Origin of the sequence: Deinococcus sp., assembly GCF_025362455.1 — a bacterium.
In the GTDB taxonomy this organism is placed as follows: Bacteria; Deinococcota; Deinococci; order Deinococcales; family Deinococcaceae; genus Deinococcus.
Window position 1 is genome coordinate 1 of sequence record NZ_JANYGJ010000228.1, and the last position, 14,957, is coordinate 14,957.

Annotated in this window: 16 protein-coding genes and 1 tRNA gene; all 17 read right to left on the minus strand. The window is 63.0% G+C overall.

The annotated features are described in order from the left end of the window. Nucleotides 1-173: 173 nt before the first annotated feature. Nucleotides 174-428 (minus strand): hypothetical protein, encoded by a 255-nt coding sequence (locus Q0R23_RS15880; protein WP_293914532.1) that lies wholly within the window; start codon nt 426-428, stop codon nt 174-176. Between the two features lie 100 nt (nt 429-528). Next, the gene (locus Q0R23_RS15885) at nt 529-1,815 is read right to left on the minus strand and encodes a hypothetical protein (protein ID WP_293914534.1); all 1,287 of its coding nucleotides are present in this window, start codon (nt 1,813-1,815) and stop codon (nt 529-531) included. 579 nt (nt 1,816-2,394) lie between these two features. Beyond that, on the minus strand, nt 2,395-3,408 hold the full coding sequence (locus Q0R23_RS15890; protein ID WP_293914560.1) for a dipeptide ABC transporter ATP-binding protein: 1,014 nt from the start codon (nt 3,406-3,408) through the stop codon (nt 2,395-2,397). Between the two features lie 20 nt (nt 3,409-3,428). Next, nucleotides 3,429-4,547, minus strand: a complete 1,119-nt coding sequence (locus Q0R23_RS15895) for an ABC transporter ATP-binding protein (protein WP_293914536.1) — start codon at nt 4,545-4,547, stop codon at nt 3,429-3,431. Between the two features lie 118 nt (nt 4,548-4,665). Continuing rightward, a complete protein-coding gene (locus tag Q0R23_RS15900; protein WP_293914538.1) occupies nt 4,666-5,805 on the minus strand; it encodes an ABC transporter permease in 1,140 nt (379 codons plus the stop codon). Between the two features lie 37 nt (nt 5,806-5,842). Continuing rightward, complete coding sequence (locus tag Q0R23_RS15905) at nt 5,843-6,826, minus strand: ABC transporter permease (protein ID WP_293914540.1); 984 nt, start codon at nt 6,824-6,826, stop codon at nt 5,843-5,845. 176 nt (nt 6,827-7,002) lie between these two features. Continuing rightward, entirely contained in the window at nt 7,003-8,796 is a 1,794-nt protein-coding gene (locus Q0R23_RS15910) for an ABC transporter substrate-binding protein (protein WP_293914542.1), read from the minus strand. 427 nt (nt 8,797-9,223) lie between these two features. Continuing rightward, nucleotides 9,224-9,448 carry a preprotein translocase subunit SecG gene (secG, locus tag Q0R23_RS15915; RefSeq protein ID WP_293914562.1) on the minus strand — a complete coding sequence of 75 codons (225 nt, stop codon included), beginning with the start codon at nt 9,446-9,448 and terminating at the stop codon, nt 9,224-9,226. A 48-nt stretch (nt 9,449-9,496) separates the two neighbouring features. Then, nucleotides 9,497-9,578 (minus strand) — tRNA-Leu (locus Q0R23_RS15920). A 57-nt stretch (nt 9,579-9,635) separates the two neighbouring features. Continuing rightward, on the minus strand, nt 9,636-10,916 hold the full coding sequence (purD, locus tag Q0R23_RS15925) for a phosphoribosylamine--glycine ligase (RefSeq protein ID WP_293914544.1): 1,281 nt from the start codon (nt 10,914-10,916) through the stop codon (nt 9,636-9,638). Continuing rightward, nucleotides 10,913-11,857 carry an MBL fold metallo-hydrolase gene (locus Q0R23_RS15930; RefSeq protein WP_293914546.1) on the minus strand — a complete coding sequence of 315 codons (945 nt, stop codon included), beginning with the start codon at nt 11,855-11,857 and terminating at the stop codon, nt 10,913-10,915. Before Q0R23_RS15930 ends, purD begins: the two co-directional genes overlap by 4 nt. Beyond that, nucleotides 11,858-12,031, minus strand: a complete 174-nt coding sequence (locus Q0R23_RS15935; protein WP_293914548.1) for a hypothetical protein — start codon at nt 12,029-12,031, stop codon at nt 11,858-11,860. An 80-nt stretch (nt 12,032-12,111) separates the two neighbouring features. Beyond that, complete coding sequence (locus Q0R23_RS15940) at nt 12,112-12,450, minus strand: RNHCP domain-containing protein (RefSeq protein ID WP_293914550.1); 339 nt, start codon at nt 12,448-12,450, stop codon at nt 12,112-12,114. Nucleotides 12,451-12,463: 13 nt separating this feature from the next. Beyond that, complete coding sequence (locus Q0R23_RS15945; protein ID WP_293914552.1) at nt 12,464-12,871, minus strand: hypothetical protein; 408 nt, start codon at nt 12,869-12,871, stop codon at nt 12,464-12,466. Between the two features lie 79 nt (nt 12,872-12,950). Then, nucleotides 12,951-13,136: a hypothetical protein gene (locus tag Q0R23_RS15950; RefSeq protein ID WP_293914554.1), complete on the minus strand. Its 186-nt coding sequence runs from the start codon at nt 13,134-13,136 to the stop codon at nt 12,951-12,953. A 736-nt stretch (nt 13,137-13,872) separates the two neighbouring features. Next, nucleotides 13,873-14,382 (minus strand): GNAT family N-acetyltransferase, encoded by a 510-nt coding sequence (locus tag Q0R23_RS15955; RefSeq protein ID WP_293914556.1) that lies wholly within the window; start codon nt 14,380-14,382, stop codon nt 13,873-13,875. 13 nt (nt 14,383-14,395) lie between these two features. Then, the gene (locus Q0R23_RS15960; RefSeq protein WP_293914558.1) at nt 14,396-14,674 is read right to left on the minus strand and encodes a DUF1778 domain-containing protein; all 279 of its coding nucleotides are present in this window, start codon (nt 14,672-14,674) and stop codon (nt 14,396-14,398) included. Between the last annotated feature and the right edge of the window lie 283 nt (nt 14,675-14,957).

A 14,957-nucleotide genomic window follows, 5' to 3' on the forward strand; every position in this document is an offset into this window, starting at 1 on the left:
AGCGGCTTGAGAATCCCCCACTCTTCATCTGTCGTATCGGTTGGATACAATTGCATCCTTTGATTCTACTCATATCGATGAGACAGTATTGCCCGACTTCTTACTTTCCAGACAGTCTCTTAGAGCAGATGTCATAAAAAGACCCTTTTTATGACCGAGCGGAGCGAGTGGTTTTAACTGAGCAGGACGCAGAATGGAGGCGCGGGGAGGCTGTTTTCCCCGTGGCGTAATTCGGAGTACTGCTCCAGATCGAGGGTGCCGGGATACAGCCCCCCGAACATCGGCGCGGCCAGGTCGATGGTGAACGTTTCATTCGGCGCCGTGACCGGCATTCTGACTTCGGCAAAGTTCTGGTAGAGGCGCAGATCGGTGGCCGACGCCTGACTGAGTAGACCGAGGGTCAGCAACATTCTGAGCGTGGTCTTCATCATCACATTCTGAGTGATGAACCGTCCGGGCGTCCATCATCCACGTCCAGCAGAAAGCCGGGCCGCGTTCATGACGCGCCCGGCCTCCCCCACTTTCCGTTTACTGGCTGTTGTCGATGACCACCGTAAAGGTCCTGGTCGCCTTGCCCTTGGCGGGCACGTCCACCTTGAGCTCGGCAGAGCCCTGGTTGCTGCGGGTCACGCCGTCGATGCTGATTTTGCGGCCCCCGACCTGCTCGCTGACCTCGGCGCGAACCTGGCGATCCTTGCTGCTCTCGAAGCTGTAGGTGACTTTGTAGGTGCCGCCGGTCTTGCTGGAGCTGATGGTCTGGACGGTACGCACGTAGCGCACGTCGGGGTCACGGCCCAGGCCGAACTCCACCGCCTCGCCCTTGGCGGTTTCCCGAATCATGGTCTGACCGGAAATCCGCCCGTCCTCGCGCACGGTGAGCTGGCCGCCCGGCAGATTCTGGTCGGCCTTGAAGCGGTAAAAGCGGCCCAGGGTGCCCTCCGACTTCTGGGTGTTGAAGTAGGTGTTCAGGCCCGCGTAGCGCTCGAAGGTGCTGAGTTTGGGGTTCAGGAACGGCAGGGTGTAGGTGCTGCTCCCCGGCAGGGTAAAGGCGCTGTCCAGGCCGTAGCGGTAGAGCCCGTTGACGGTGCCGAGCGTGCCGACCTTGGGCGCCGGGGCGGCGGCGTCTGCGGAGGTGGCCTGAGCCATCGCCACGTTCCCCCGCATCTGGAAATTCTGCACGTCCTGCACGTCCACCTGACCGGCGAAGAGTTCGGTGGCCGTGACGTTGTAGGCCTGGTCGGAATTGTTGCGAATGTCCGCCAGCGCCGACAGAGTAGCGCTGCTGCTGGAGGTCTTGAGGGTGTAGCGCGGCGTCCAGGCCAGGGCGCGGGTCAGGTAGCTCAGCGTGCCCTTGCCCGGCTGGGTCAGCGTGTAGACCAGCTTCTGGGTCGGGTTCTGGGCGTTTTCGGGCGGCAGGGAAGGAAAGCTGAGCTGGGCAAAGCTCACGTTGCGGTACTGCCCGCTGGCGTCCTTGATGAGCAGGTCGGCGGCGCGAACGAGCGTCACCCTCTCGGTGGTGTTGCCCTGGGCACCGTTCTCGCGCAGGGTCAGCGTCTGGCCTTCGAGCCCGGCCAGCCAGCTCACATCCCGCGTCTGCACCGCCTGGGTGATGTTTAGCCCCTCCAGGTCGATGGTGCCGGGAATCAGGTTCTCCCAGGCGCTGGGCGGCAAGTTGACGGTGTAGGTTTTGCTCTCGGCGCTGATCGGCGTGCGGATTTCCCCGAAATTCTGGTAGATGCGCAGATCGGTGGCGCCTGCCAACCCTGCGAGCGAGAGCGACACGGCCAGGGTCACGGACTTTGCAGCATTGGTCATACAACTACTTTGGGCCACGCCGTCTGACGCCGCGTGAGAGAAGCTGACGCAGATGAGAATGGAGCGGGGTGGATGAGGGGCGGCTTGTGGCTTGTGGCTTGTGGGAAGGGCGGGGGCTGGATATTGACGTTCGAGTGGCAGGATTCGTAGGCAACCAACCCCTCACCCCAGCCCTCCGCTAAGCGGCTCTGCGAGTCACCCCTGGGGAGAGGGAGTCGTAGACCTGCCCAGCAGAGGGAGCCGCAACGCGGCGGAAGGGTGAGTCGCAGACCTGAGGAGCGGCGTGCCCAGGCGCGTCCGTTCACGACGAGTGCTTGCAGAGGGGTCGGGCGATGTCGGGGAATCACTTTAGTCCCGTATCATACGGACTCCGATTGAATCGTTTTGTAAAAACGATGAAATCCGACCAACGGGAGTAGGAGCAAGTACGGACTCTGCGGTATGGATTAACTTCCGGCGCCTTTTCGGAAGTTAAGGAATTTAGCGTAGTCCGTATCGCACATCAAAAAACCGCCCCATCACAGGACGGCCTCGTCGATCAGGTTGTTCCCACTCCCTACAACCCACTTCCCACTCCCCTCAAAGCACATCATCCCGAATGCAGGCTTTGAAGTGCCCCGGCGAGACCTCGCGCAGCTCCGGAATCACGTTGGCGCACTCGGCAATGGCGTAGCGGCACCTAGTCCGGAACACGCAGCCGCTCGGCGGGTTGATCGGGCTGGGAATGTCACCTTCGAGGATGATGCGCTGGCGTTTGACCGTCGGGTCGGGCACCGGGGCCGCCGAGAGCAGCGCCTCGGTGTAGGGGTGCTTGGGGTTGCGGTTGAGCTCGCGGCTGGAGGCGATCTCCATGATGCGGCCCAGGTACATCACGATGATCCGGTCGCAGATGTACTCCACGACGGCCAGGTCGTGCGCGATGAACAGCACCGTCAGGCCCAGCTCTTCCTGAAGGTCTTGCAGCAGGTTCACGACCTGGGCCTGAATCGAGACGTCCAGGGCCGAGACCGGCTCGTCAGCCACGATGAAGCTGGGGTCCACCGCCAGGGCGCGGGCGATGCCGATGCGCTGGCGCTGCCCACCGGAGAACTCGTGCGGGTAGCGGCGCATGTGCTCCGGACGCAGACCGACCTTTTGCAGCAAACTGGAGATCCGCTCGACGCGGGCGGCGCCGGGGTGCAGCTTGTGAATGTCCAGCGCCTCGCCGATGATGTCCGAAACCGTCATACGCGGGTTGAGGCTGGCAAAGGGGTCCTGAAAGATGATCTGCATCTGGCGGCGGTAATCGCGCATGTCGGACTTGCTGAGCTTGGTCACGTCGGCGCCGTTGAAGATGACCTGCCCGCCGGTCGGCTCGATCAGCCGCAGGATGGCGCGGCCCGCCGTGGTTTTACCCGAACCCGATTCGCCCACCAGCCCCACGACCTCGCCCTTGCCCAGCGTGAAGCTGATGTCGTTGACCGCCTTGACGTTACCGACCACCCGCGAGAGCAGCCCGCCCCGGATCGGGAAGTACTTTTCGAGGTTGCGAACTTCCAGCAGTGGCGTCTGTGTCTGATTGACCTGAGCGACAACAGCGCCGGGCGTACCCACCGGCTTGTTCGCCCCTGCGGTCACAGGGCGCCCCCAACGCGAACGCCGTCGATGCCGATGCTGCTGGTCTGGGCCAGGCCGGTGCTGGCCACCGACTCGAATTCCTTCCAGCGAATGCAGCGGGCCATATGTCCAGCGCCGGTATCTTCGAGCGCGGGCACGGCCTTGCTGCACTCGGCAATGGCGTACTTGCACCTGGGCTCGAAGGCGCAGCCGGGCGGCAGGTTCAGCGGGTTGGGCACGTTGCCGGGAATCGCCTCCAGCCGCTCCTTTTTCTGGCCGGGCAGGGCGTGGTACTCGGCGGCGTGGTCCACGTGGGGAATGGAGTTGAGCAGCCCCATGGTGTAGGGGTGGCGCGGCGCCTTGAAGATTTCAACGACGTCGCCCTCCTCGACCACGCGCCCACCGTACATCACCACCACCCGGTCGGCCATCTCGGCCACCACGCCCAGGTTGTGGGTGATGAAGAGAATACTCATGCCGATGTCGGTCTTGAGTTTGCGCATCAGATCCAGAATCTGCGCCTGGATGGTCACGTCGAGCGCCGTGGTGGGCTCGTCGGCGATCAGCAGGGCGGGGTTGCAGCTCAGGGCCATGGCGATCATCACGCGCTGACGCATGCCGCCCGACATCTGGTGCGGATACTCATTCACGCGCTTTTCGGGCGCCGAGATGCCCACCAGCCGCAGCATCTCGGTGGCGACTTGCATGGCTTCCTTGCGGTTTTTGCCCTGGTGCAGCGTCACCGCCTCGGCGATCTGGTCGCCCACGGTGTAGACCGGATTGAGGCTGGTCATCGGTTCCTGAAAGATCATGCTGATGTCGTTGCCGCGAATCTTGCGCATCTCGGCCTCGCTGGCCGTGGCCAGGTCACGCGCCCTGCCGTCCTTGCCGGTAAACAGCATCTGACCTTCTACGATCTTGCCGGGCGGCGTGGCGATCAGGCGCATGGCGCTGAGACTGGTCACGCTCTTGCCCGATCCGGACTCGCCCACCACGGCCAGGGTTTCGCCTTTGGCGATGTGGAAGGTCACGCCGTCCACCGACTTGACCACGCCGTCGTCGGTGTAGAAATAGGTTTTGAGGTTGGTCACCGACAGCAGCGGCTGATCGGAGGGAGCGGAGTTGGTCGGGGTCATGCAGGCTCCTTGGGAAAGGGAAGGGAACAGTCGGGTGGGCAGTCAGACGCGCTGGAATTAAGCGGCATCATACAGGGCAGGCACGGCAGTGATACGCACGGCACTTCATTGTCACCGCTTATGAACGCCTGCGGGGGTCGAAGGCGTCGCGCAGACCGTCACCGACGAACTGCCAGCCGAGTACGGCCAGGAAGATGAAGATGCCGGGAATCAGCACCCAGGGACGCCCGGTCAGGCTCTCGAAACCGCCGTCCTGCGCCAGCTTGAGCAGACTGCCCCAGGAAGCGTAGGGCTCCACGATACCGATGCCGATGAAACTCAGCCCGCTTTCCTCCAGAATGTAGCCGGGAATAGCAATCGAGAGCGAAATGATGATGAACGTCGCCGTGTTGGGCAGCATGTGGCGGGCCACCACGCGGGTGTCGCTGGCCCCCAACGCCTGAGCCGCCTGCACATAGTCGAGTTCGCGGGCCGACAGCAGTTGCCCCCGGACCACGCGGGCCAGGCCGCCCCAGCCGATCACGCCCAGCAAAATGACCACGATGTAGAACACCAGCAGCGGATTGGCATTGATGGGAAACAGCGCCCGCAAGGTAATCAGCAAAAACAGCCCTGGAATGGCCGAAAGCACTTCCACAAACCGCATAATCAGACTGTCGGGCAGGCCGCCGAAGTAACCAGCGATGCCGCCGAAGACCAGCCCCAGCACCACCGAAATGACGGTGGCCAGAATGCCGATGGTGAGGCTGATCTGCGAGCCGTACATGATCCGCGAAAACTGGTCACGGCCCAGGTTGTCGCTGCCCCACAGGTAAATTTTGCAGCCTTCCCCCACCCCGAAGAGTTTGAAGGTGCTGGGAATGAAGCCCAGAAAACGGTAGCTAGCCGTTTCACGCGAGGTCAGAAAGTTGATGGGGCACACCACGTCCTTGTTTTCCACATACTCGTCGCGGAAAGTCTCGTTGTTGACCACCCGCTTGACGCCGTAGATGAACGGGGAGCGCAGTTGGCCCTGGGCGTCGCGGATGTGAATATGAGTGGGCGGCGCCCAGGAGATGCGGTCTGAGGTGCTGTACTCGGTGATGCCGTAAGGCCCCAGAAACCCGGCCAGCAGGGCCGTCAGGTACAGCAGCCCCAGAATGACCATACCGAAGCGGGCCAGCGGATTGCGAACAAATTGGCGCCGCACCACCGACCACTGAGACTGAGAGCGGGCGCGGGGCTCGGCGGGCCGGGCGGGGGTGGGAGTGGTGGTCACAGCGCCTCCGAGAGCAAGCAGTTGAACAGGTGCGTCATCAGGTGTACCGGATGCGTGGATCGACGGCGGCCAGCAGCAGGTCAGAGAGGAGGTTACCGATAATGTACAGCAGGGTACTGACCGCCAGGGTGGACATCAGCACGTACAGGTCGTTGTTGAAAAAGGCGCTGAGCAGCATCGGCGTCAGACCGGGCCAGCTAAATACCACCTCGACGAAGCCCGCGCCGCCAATCAGCGCGGGCAGAAAGCCGCCGATGCTGGCGATGATCGGAAGCAGCGCAATTTTAAGGGCGTGCTTGTAGGTCACCTGACGGTCACCCAGTCCCTTGGCGCGGGCGGTGCGGATGTAGTCCTGGCCCATCGTTTCGAGCATCTGACCGCGAATCACGCGGCTGTCGCTGGAAATCGAGCGCAGCACTAAAATGATGCTGGGCACCAACGCATGAACGAAGATATCCCAGGCGTGGCGCCCCGCCGAGATGTCAGCGGGCAGCGAGCCGCTGGTTTTGCCGCCAATCGGCATGTCCCAGCCGGTGGTCTGCTGCGTGACCAGCAGCGCATAAATTGCCAGCAGCGCGAAGAAGAACGAGGGGATGCCCAGCCCGAAGTAGGCCAGAAACGAGCTGAAGCGGTCGCCGAAGCTGTAGGGCCGCAGCGCACCGTAGACGCCCACCGGGATCGCCACCGCGAAGCTGATGACCACGCTGATGCCCACCAGAATCAGGCTGTTGAGCGCCGGACCCTTGATGAGTTGCAGCACCGGCTGGTTGTACTGGAACGACAGCCCCAGGTCGCCGCGCAGCAGGTTGAACAGCCACTGGAAATACTGCTGCCAGCCGGGGCGGTCCAGACCGTAGAGGGTCGTGAGCTGCTGAATCTGCACGGCGGTGGCACGTGGGTTTTCCTTGAGCTGCGAGAGGAAATCGCCGGGTGCGAGCTGGATGATGACGAAGGCCACCAGCGTGGCGAGCAGAAACGTCGGGATGAGCTGAACCAGCCGCCTGAGAATGAATGGAACCATGTCGCCCCTGTACTGCCGAGTCTGTGGTGTTGCCCCTGGCCTTCCAAGGGAAAAGCTGCGCGGGATTTCGCCCACAAGGGCCCGCGCAGCTTGGTGGGGATGATAGGAAGGAACAATCCGGTCAAACAGCAGTCAGCAGAAACGCGGTGCGGCTCAGGCTTACTTGTCGATCCGGGTTACTTGTTGATCCAGGTCAGCGCCAGGTCGCGCGGCCCGTAGATAACGTTAGACAGGTCGTCGCGCATGATCTGCTTGGGCACCTCGCCCTGCACTTTGGTCTGCCAGGCGTAGTGAACCGTCTGGGCGGCCAGGTAGGTCACCGGCTGGTTGGCGGCTTCGAGCTTCTGAATCGAGACGGCCACATCCTTGCGCTTGGCCAGGTTGAACTCGCCGCGCCCCTTGTAGTACAGATTCACGATCTGGGTCTCGAAGGGGTAGATGCATTTGCCGGTCTGGTTGAACATGTGCAGGTTGCCGTCGGCGGGCAGGTTGTTGCAGGTAATCACGTTGTCGCTGCTGACCGGGTAAGTCAGGCCGCCGCCCACCAGGCCGATCATGATGGCGTCGAAGCTGCGCGGCGCGAAGTTGGGCTTGGCGTCCAGCAGTCCGCTCATCTGGTTGAAGGCGATGAAGCTGGTGTTGATCTTGACGCCGACCTTCAGCGCCTCGTCGGCGATGATCTTGGCGTACTGCTGACGGCGGGTATTCTCCGCGTTGGCGATCAGGGTGAACTCCAGACGGTTGCCCTTGGCGTCAACGAGTACGCCGTCCTTGTCTTTCTTGGAAAAGCCCAGCGACTTGAGGGTCGCGGCGGCGGCGGTGGGGTTGAACTTGAACTGATCGGCCCCGCCCGCCACCCAGTCCTTGTAAACCGGGTAAACGCCCGTGTAGGTCGGCACGCCCAGGCCACCCAGCACCAGATCGACCATCGCGTCGCGGTTGACGAGCTGGCTGAACACCTGGCGAAACTTGACGTTGCGAAACAGCTTGCCCTTGAAGCTGCCCGCCGTGTCCTGGTTGAACACCACGAAGTCGGAGCTGGCGCGGCTGCTGGCGTTGGGCAGCAGGTTGGCGGTCAGCTTCTTGGCGTCGATGGCGGCCTTGACCTGGGCCAGCTTGTCGCGGTCACCCGGCTGGTAGACATCGGTGTTACCAGCCAGGAACGCCGCGAGCTGGGCGTTGGCATCAGCCACAATGTTGATCTGGAGGCCGTCGAGGTAGGGCAGGGCGCGTCCGGCGCTGTCTTTATTCCACTCGCCGAAGAACTTGTTCTTGGTCAGGGTGACGCGCTCACCGGGCACGTAGCGCTCCAGCTTGAACGGCCCCGCGCTGACGATCTGGGCGGCGGGCGTCGAGACGCTCCACATGGCCTTGATGCCCTCGGCACCTTTGGTTTTGTACACCGAATCGAAGATGTGGCTGGGCTGCGGCGCGTATGCCCCTATAAATTCAAGTGCAGTCACATCAGCATTGGGATACTTGATAGTGATGGTATAAGCGTCCAACTTTTTAACAATAATCGGCTTTTCATTGGGATACCAGCCGGAAAAGGCGTTGCTACCGACCTTTTCGTCGCGCTCGATGGTATAGGTGGTCATATAATCGTCGGCGGTGATGTCCTCGCCGTCGCTCCACTTCATGCCCTTACGAATTTTCAGCGTGAACAGGGTCTTGTCGGCGGACTGGGTATACGACTCGGCCATATAGGGTGTAAAGTCGCCGCTGTAAGCGTCGTAGCCGAGCAGGCCGCCCGCCACCAGGATGCTACCGGGCAGACTGGGGCTCTCGCGGTATGTGAAGGGATTGATGGTCTTGAAGTCGGCCAGGTTAGCACCGCGCAGAACACCGCCCATGTCTGGCGTGCCCTTGGCGTTGCTGTACTTGGCTTCGTTGACGTAAGGCGCAGCACCGGCAGAGGTGAGGGTCGAACCAATGGTCAAAGCGGCGGCGAGCATCAGCAAATTCTTCATTCTCTCTCCTGGGGTAAACGGGTCGGGAAATTCCTGCTACGGTCCGGCGTCCTCTGATCTCCACGGCCTGAGAAAGACGCGGTGAGGTGGATGTCAGATTTCGGTAGTCACGAAACGTTGGGGACGGCAACACCCGTACTATAGGCGCCACTTTTTACCAAGGTCAAGCAAATGGCGTATGAAGACCAGGCCAAACGGCGTATGTATCCTCGGAGGCGGACTCAGCCTTACAAACGAAAATACCGGCCCTATCTGACAGGCCGGGTGGTAAGTGTAAGAGATCAAACGTTTTGCGTTGGTAAGTCAGGCATGTTCTTTGCCGGATTGTCTGGTGAGAGGGTTGTCTGGTGAGAGGCAAAGTTGCCCGGCGTGGCGAGGCGTTCACCCGGCCTGGCTACCCCAGCGCGAACTCACTCCGGGCACCTGCTCAGCGCGAGAGAATGCCGATCAGCAGCGCCAGCAGCATGAAAAACCCGCCCAGGATGCTGCTGATGCGCACCAGGCCGCCCTCCACACCGCGCCCGCCGAACAGCTCGCCGCTCGACGCCATGCTGGCCGAGAGCCCGGCCTGCTTGGGCACCTGCAACAGCACGAAGAAAATCAGGCCGATGCACACGAAGGCGAACAGGGCGATAAATACGGACATCAGGATGGTCATGGGCGGTCCTTTCGCGCTTGGGCAAGCGGCATTGCTTCGTGATGGTGCCGGAGATGGGAGTCGAACCCACACGGTTTCCCGTTCGATTTTGAGTCGAATGCGTCTGCCATTCCGCCACTCCGGCAACTCGGTTCCCCCGCGTGCAGGGCAGGTGTGATGCTAGCAGCGGCGCGGGGAAAGGTCAACTCGACGCCTTCAGCTCCGGCACCGCGCCGATCCGGGCACCGATGTCGCGCCGGAGCTGGGCCCCTTCAAAGCTAACGCGGTCGGCCAGGCGGTAGGCCCGGCCCAGGGCGGCGTTCAGACTGGGCGCCGTCGCCTGCGCGGCCAGCACCCGCCCACCGCTGGAAACGAGACGCCCGCCACTGAGCGCCGTGCCCGCCTGGAAGATGAATTCACCGGGCGCCACGTCGGGCAAGGTCACAGGGATGCCCTTGTGCGGCTCGCCGGGGTAGCCGGGCGCCGCCAGGACGATCACGGCGCTGGCCTCAGAGCGAAATTTCACCGACTCGGCTGCCAGTTCGCCGCGCACGCAGGCCAGGGCCAGTTGCGCCAGGTCGCTCTCCAGCAGCGGCAACACGGCCTGGGCTTCGGGGTCGCCGAAGCGGGCGTTGAACTCGACGACCTTCGGCCCCGTCTCGGTCAGCATCAGCCCGGCGTAGAGCACCCCCCTGTACGGACGGCCCTCGGCGGCCATGCCGCGCAGAGTCACGTCCAGAATCTCAGTCTGGATGCGCTGCAAATCGGCGCTGGAGACTGGGAAGGGGCAGATCACGCCCATACCGCCGGTCATCGGGCCGAGATCATTCGCGTAGATGGTCTTGTGGTCCTGCGAACTCGGCATCATCACGGCGCGCTGACCGTCGCAAAACGCCAGCACCGTGACTTCCTGGCCGCGCATGAACGCCTCGACGACAGCGGCCTGGGGGCCGGGCTCGCTGAAACTGGGTTCGGCGAAGATGGCCTCCAGAGCCGCCTGAGCCGCCTGGTGATCGGCGCAGATGGTCACGCCCTTGCCCGCCCGCAGCGCCGCGTCCTTGACCACCAGGGGCAGCGGGTGCGCGGCGGCGTAAGCCTGGGCATCCGCCAGCCCGGTGAAACTCTGGTGGGCGGCGGTGGGAATACCGTGGCGGAGCATGAACGCCTTGCTCCAGGCTTTGTCGCCCTCAAGCTGGGCGGCCCGCTGCGAGGCGCCGAAGGCGGGAATGCCCACAGCCTCCAGCGCGTCGATGACGCCCGCCGCCAGCGGCGCCTCCGGCCCGACGATCACCAGCCCCACCTGCTCGGCCTGCGCCAGCGCCGCGACGGCTTCCGGGGACTGTTCACCAGGCACGCAACGGGCCAGGGCCGCGATGCCGGGGTTGCCGGGGCAGCACAGAATCTCGCTGACGCTGCCTGAGCGGCTCAGGGCCTGCGCGATGGCGTGTTCGCGCCCGCCCCCGCCGACGACGAGCACCTTCATCGCGGGCCACCCGACTCGGTTGAGCGCCCGGCTTTGCGGCTGAAATACCGCGCCAGACCCTGCACGTTCATCCACGGCGGGCAGGTGGCCGCGTAACGGTGGGCGAAGCCGTGGCCCTCGGCCTCCAGATCGGCTTCCAGTTCTAAGGTGTAGGTAGCGGTGACGGCGGCCAGCGTCTCACCGGCGGCCAGGCGCCACTCGACCCGGCCCGCGTCGGTGCGGATGCTGGCCTCCAGGCCGTCCCAGTGCGCGGAGTCGTGCGGGTAGCTGCCGAAGTGGGCCAGATGCAAGGTGTCGGCGTCCAGCCCACGTAGCACCTCGATGCTCTGCGCCCAGGCTTCCAGGTCGATGTCGGGCGGCGGCGTGGGGGGCCGGGCGCTCTGCCGCGCGTCCACCCGGATACCGCCCACGTCGCCGACGAACAGCTCTCCCCCGCTCTGATACGCCAGGTGATGCACCGCGTGGCCGGGCGTGTAGAAGGTCCGGACGCCGCCCAGGATGGTTTCACCGCCGCTCAGCGCGTGCAGGCGATGTTCGTCCAGGGGCCGGAACTCGCCCCACAGCCGCGCCATCTGGTCGCCGTAGATTTGAGTGGCGCTGGCGATCAATCGCTCCGGGCCAAGCAGGTGCGGGGCGCCGCGCTCGTGGACGTAGACCTGCAATTCAGGAATGCGGGCCTGCAAGCTGCCCGCCGCCCCGGCGTGGTCGAGGTGGATGTGGGTCAGCAGCAGGTGGCGCAGGTCGCCCAGCTCGGCGCCGTGGGCACGCATTCCGCTCTCCAGGGCACCCAGGGTCGTGCTGGGGCCGCAGTCGACCAGGGCCAGACCGTCCGGGGTGTCGAGCAGGTAGGCGGCGACGCTGCCGCGCTCACCCAGGAAATTCAGGTCGATCAGTTTCGGCGCGGCCCTCTCTACACTGCCCGGATCTACACGGCCCGGCACCTACACCGCCCCGCTCAGGCGGGCGCCGACCAGCACGAAACCGAGCACGGCCTGCACGGCGGCAGTCCAGCTCAGAGGCCGGGCCGAGGGCGTGTCTCTGAGCGGTCCGAGCGCGGCCAGGAAAAGCAGCAGCGCGGAAAACAGAATCAACGTGACGATAGCCCACAGGATCATGCCGCCGAGTCTAGAGCATCGGGCGAGCGCGGTTTTTAAGCCCGCTGATTCAAACGGGTTATTCACGCACCTGAGCCTGCTCATTCACGCGCTCTGGCCGACAGCGCCAGCAGCGCCTCGAAGCTGTCGGGCTGGCGGGGGTCGTCCAGGGCGGCCTTGTTGCGCCCGACGTGACCGCAGCGCTGGCAGCGCGAGGCGATCATCCAGCCTTTCTTGGGGTGCTGCTCGACATCAAGAGGCACCATCACTCCGCCGCAGTCAGCCGCCCGGTCACCGGGAAACACGTCCAGATGCAGGCTGTGCAGGCACTTTGGGCAGTGGTTGCGCACCGAACCGCCCGTCAGCGGCTGCACCTCCAGGCCGCAGTGGACGCAGGTGAAGGCCGTGTTGGTGCCGGTGACGGTGAAGCGGCGGGTCATGCGCGGGCTTTGCTCATGACCGGGGTTTGCCCCGTCGCCAGCTCGCCCAGCGGGTGTCGAGGTAGGCCCGCACGTCCGGCAGGCCGACCAGCAGCAGACCAGCGGTGACGAACAGCACGCCCACCACCGCCACCAGCCACCAGATCACCGCGCCCTGACCGATGACCAGGCCGAGCAGCATGGCCAGGATGCCCAGCACGATGCTCATGCTGCTCACCACGCGCCAGGCCAGCACCGAGCCCTTATCGACGTTCCACAGCAGCCAGGCCGTCGCCAGGAGGAAAAGCGCACTTTGCAGCCAGCGGGCAAAGTCGCCCTGGACCCAGCGGGCTAGGGTGGGCACGGCGCCCAGCAGCAAAATGAACAGCAGCAGCGAGCGGGTCAGGGTCTGCCCGGCGCCGGGGGAAGTGGAACGGGTCATGCAGATAGTCAAGCACAGGCGGGCGGGGGGCGTGGTGGCGAAAGTTGGGGTGAAAAGCCCAACCTATTTTTCTTGTTCTTTAGGATTTGTCCCGTTTGTCGATGCGGCGGGCCAGGGGCCGCAAGCAGGCCAACAAGATGATGACGCCGAGAAAGTAGAGTGTAGCGACTCCACCGCCATAGACGGATGCCAGGTAGAGGTCGGGTAGGATGAAGATGATAAAGGCTAACAGCAAAATGGCCAAAACTCTAAGGGTTTGCTTCATGTGTCTCCCAACTGAGGTCAAAAAGTAGGTTTTCATTCTGGATTTTGGAGACAAATTTAATTCTCATATTTTTGTTTAAAATCATGTAGTCAATAAGTGAAGTCGAGAAGCCTATCCACAAAAGTGCGGTCTGAAACTGCGTTTGCATCCCCAATCCACTCATAACAGCCAGCCACATCATGTTCCTGAATGTGGCTGGCTGTTATATTACCAGGAAGCTGTCGCCTGATTTACAATGGGGGCCTTAGGACCGTTTGCAGCCACAATGTTAGAAGTCGTCGAGCCATGAGTCTGAGAAGTTGAATTTCTGTCAGGCTGGGGGGTATCACCCTGTATACCCAGCAGAAAGAATCCTACACCAACTGGGCTTACCGGAATTACTGTGTCCACGACAAACTTCACAACTTCCCCCCAAAATCCCCCGCCAGTAACTTCTTCCATCTCGGTAATATCCATCTTCCGCAACATAAACTCACCATTATCCTTAAATATGAAGTTTCGTAGGTCACCCTACAGCCGTATCCAGCTTGCCTGAGCTGGCGCCGCGTGCAGAACGGCTGCGCGTTCCGTTCCTGGCCTGTAACGGTTTCTCTCCGCTCAGGTTGAGACCAGCGTAGCTTTTAATTGACCGCCGCGCATCTGCACAAAGAGGTAGGGCGGCGTATGTCCAAAGTCGTAGGTCTGAAGGTGTAAGTCGGCCCCGGCACACCCACTGTCGCTACTGACGCAACGGCACTCAAGGCAACTGCCGGATGGTCTCCATCGGCAGCATCAGTTTCAGCGGCTGATCCTTGAAGGCCACAAATCCCAGACGCCGGTACAGGGCAGCGACTTTCTCGTTCTTGGCGTCCAGAATGACGGCGTAGGAGGCCACGACCTCGGATGCCCGCACCGCCTGGCGCAGCGCGTGAACGATCAGCTCGGTGCCGACGCCCTGGCCGCGCAGCTCACGGTGAACGGCGACCCGGCCCAGCAGCGTCACCGCGACCTGCGGATAGCCGAACTGCCGCGCCTGAGCAGAACTGAAGTGCTCCCGGCGAGAAACGCTGGCCGACGACAGGGTGTAGTACCCCCAAACCCGGCGCCCAGTGTCGATCATCAGGAACACGGCGGCCTGACCGGCAGCCAGGTCACGAGCAGCGCGGCCCCCGCGCAGGTACGCCGTCAGGTGCTCGTCCAGACAGTCGAACTCGCTGGTGTCACAGGCCGCGTCGTAAGGAACGACCTCGAAGGCCCGTCCAGTCACAATTGCAGGCCGGTCATGGGCCAAAGCGGGCGCGACTGAGCCGGGCCGCCTCCAGCAGCGCCTCATTGGGCACCGCCGCCATCATCAGCGTCTCGACGAAGAGCTGCTGATCGCGTTGCGAGAGCTGCCACAGCCGCTGGGCTTCCAGGGTGCTCAGAGCGCTGGAATACGCCGCCTGCACCACGAAGTCGGTCAGCGACAGCCCCCGCACCTCAGCGGCCTGGGCGATCAGGTCTTTGGTGTCGCTGTCGATTCGGGCTTCGAGTCGCTGGGCTTTGGGGGCGGTGGTCATGGATTCTCCTGAGTCTGGCGCGGCTGAGCAGTACGGCCAACTGCCGTACAAAATAGCACACGCCAGGTCAGTTCATTTCGATATGAGTACGGCCCCGGCAAGGTCCGCCAGGGCCGTACTTCAGAACTGCTGCGACTTCAGGACTGTTCCCGCTTAGAGCAGATGTCATAAAAAGACCCTTTTTATGACCGAGCGGAGCGAGTAGTTTTGACTGAGCAGGACGCAGAATGGAGGCACGGGGAGGCTGTTTTCCCCGTGGCGTAATTCGGAGTACTGCTCTAGA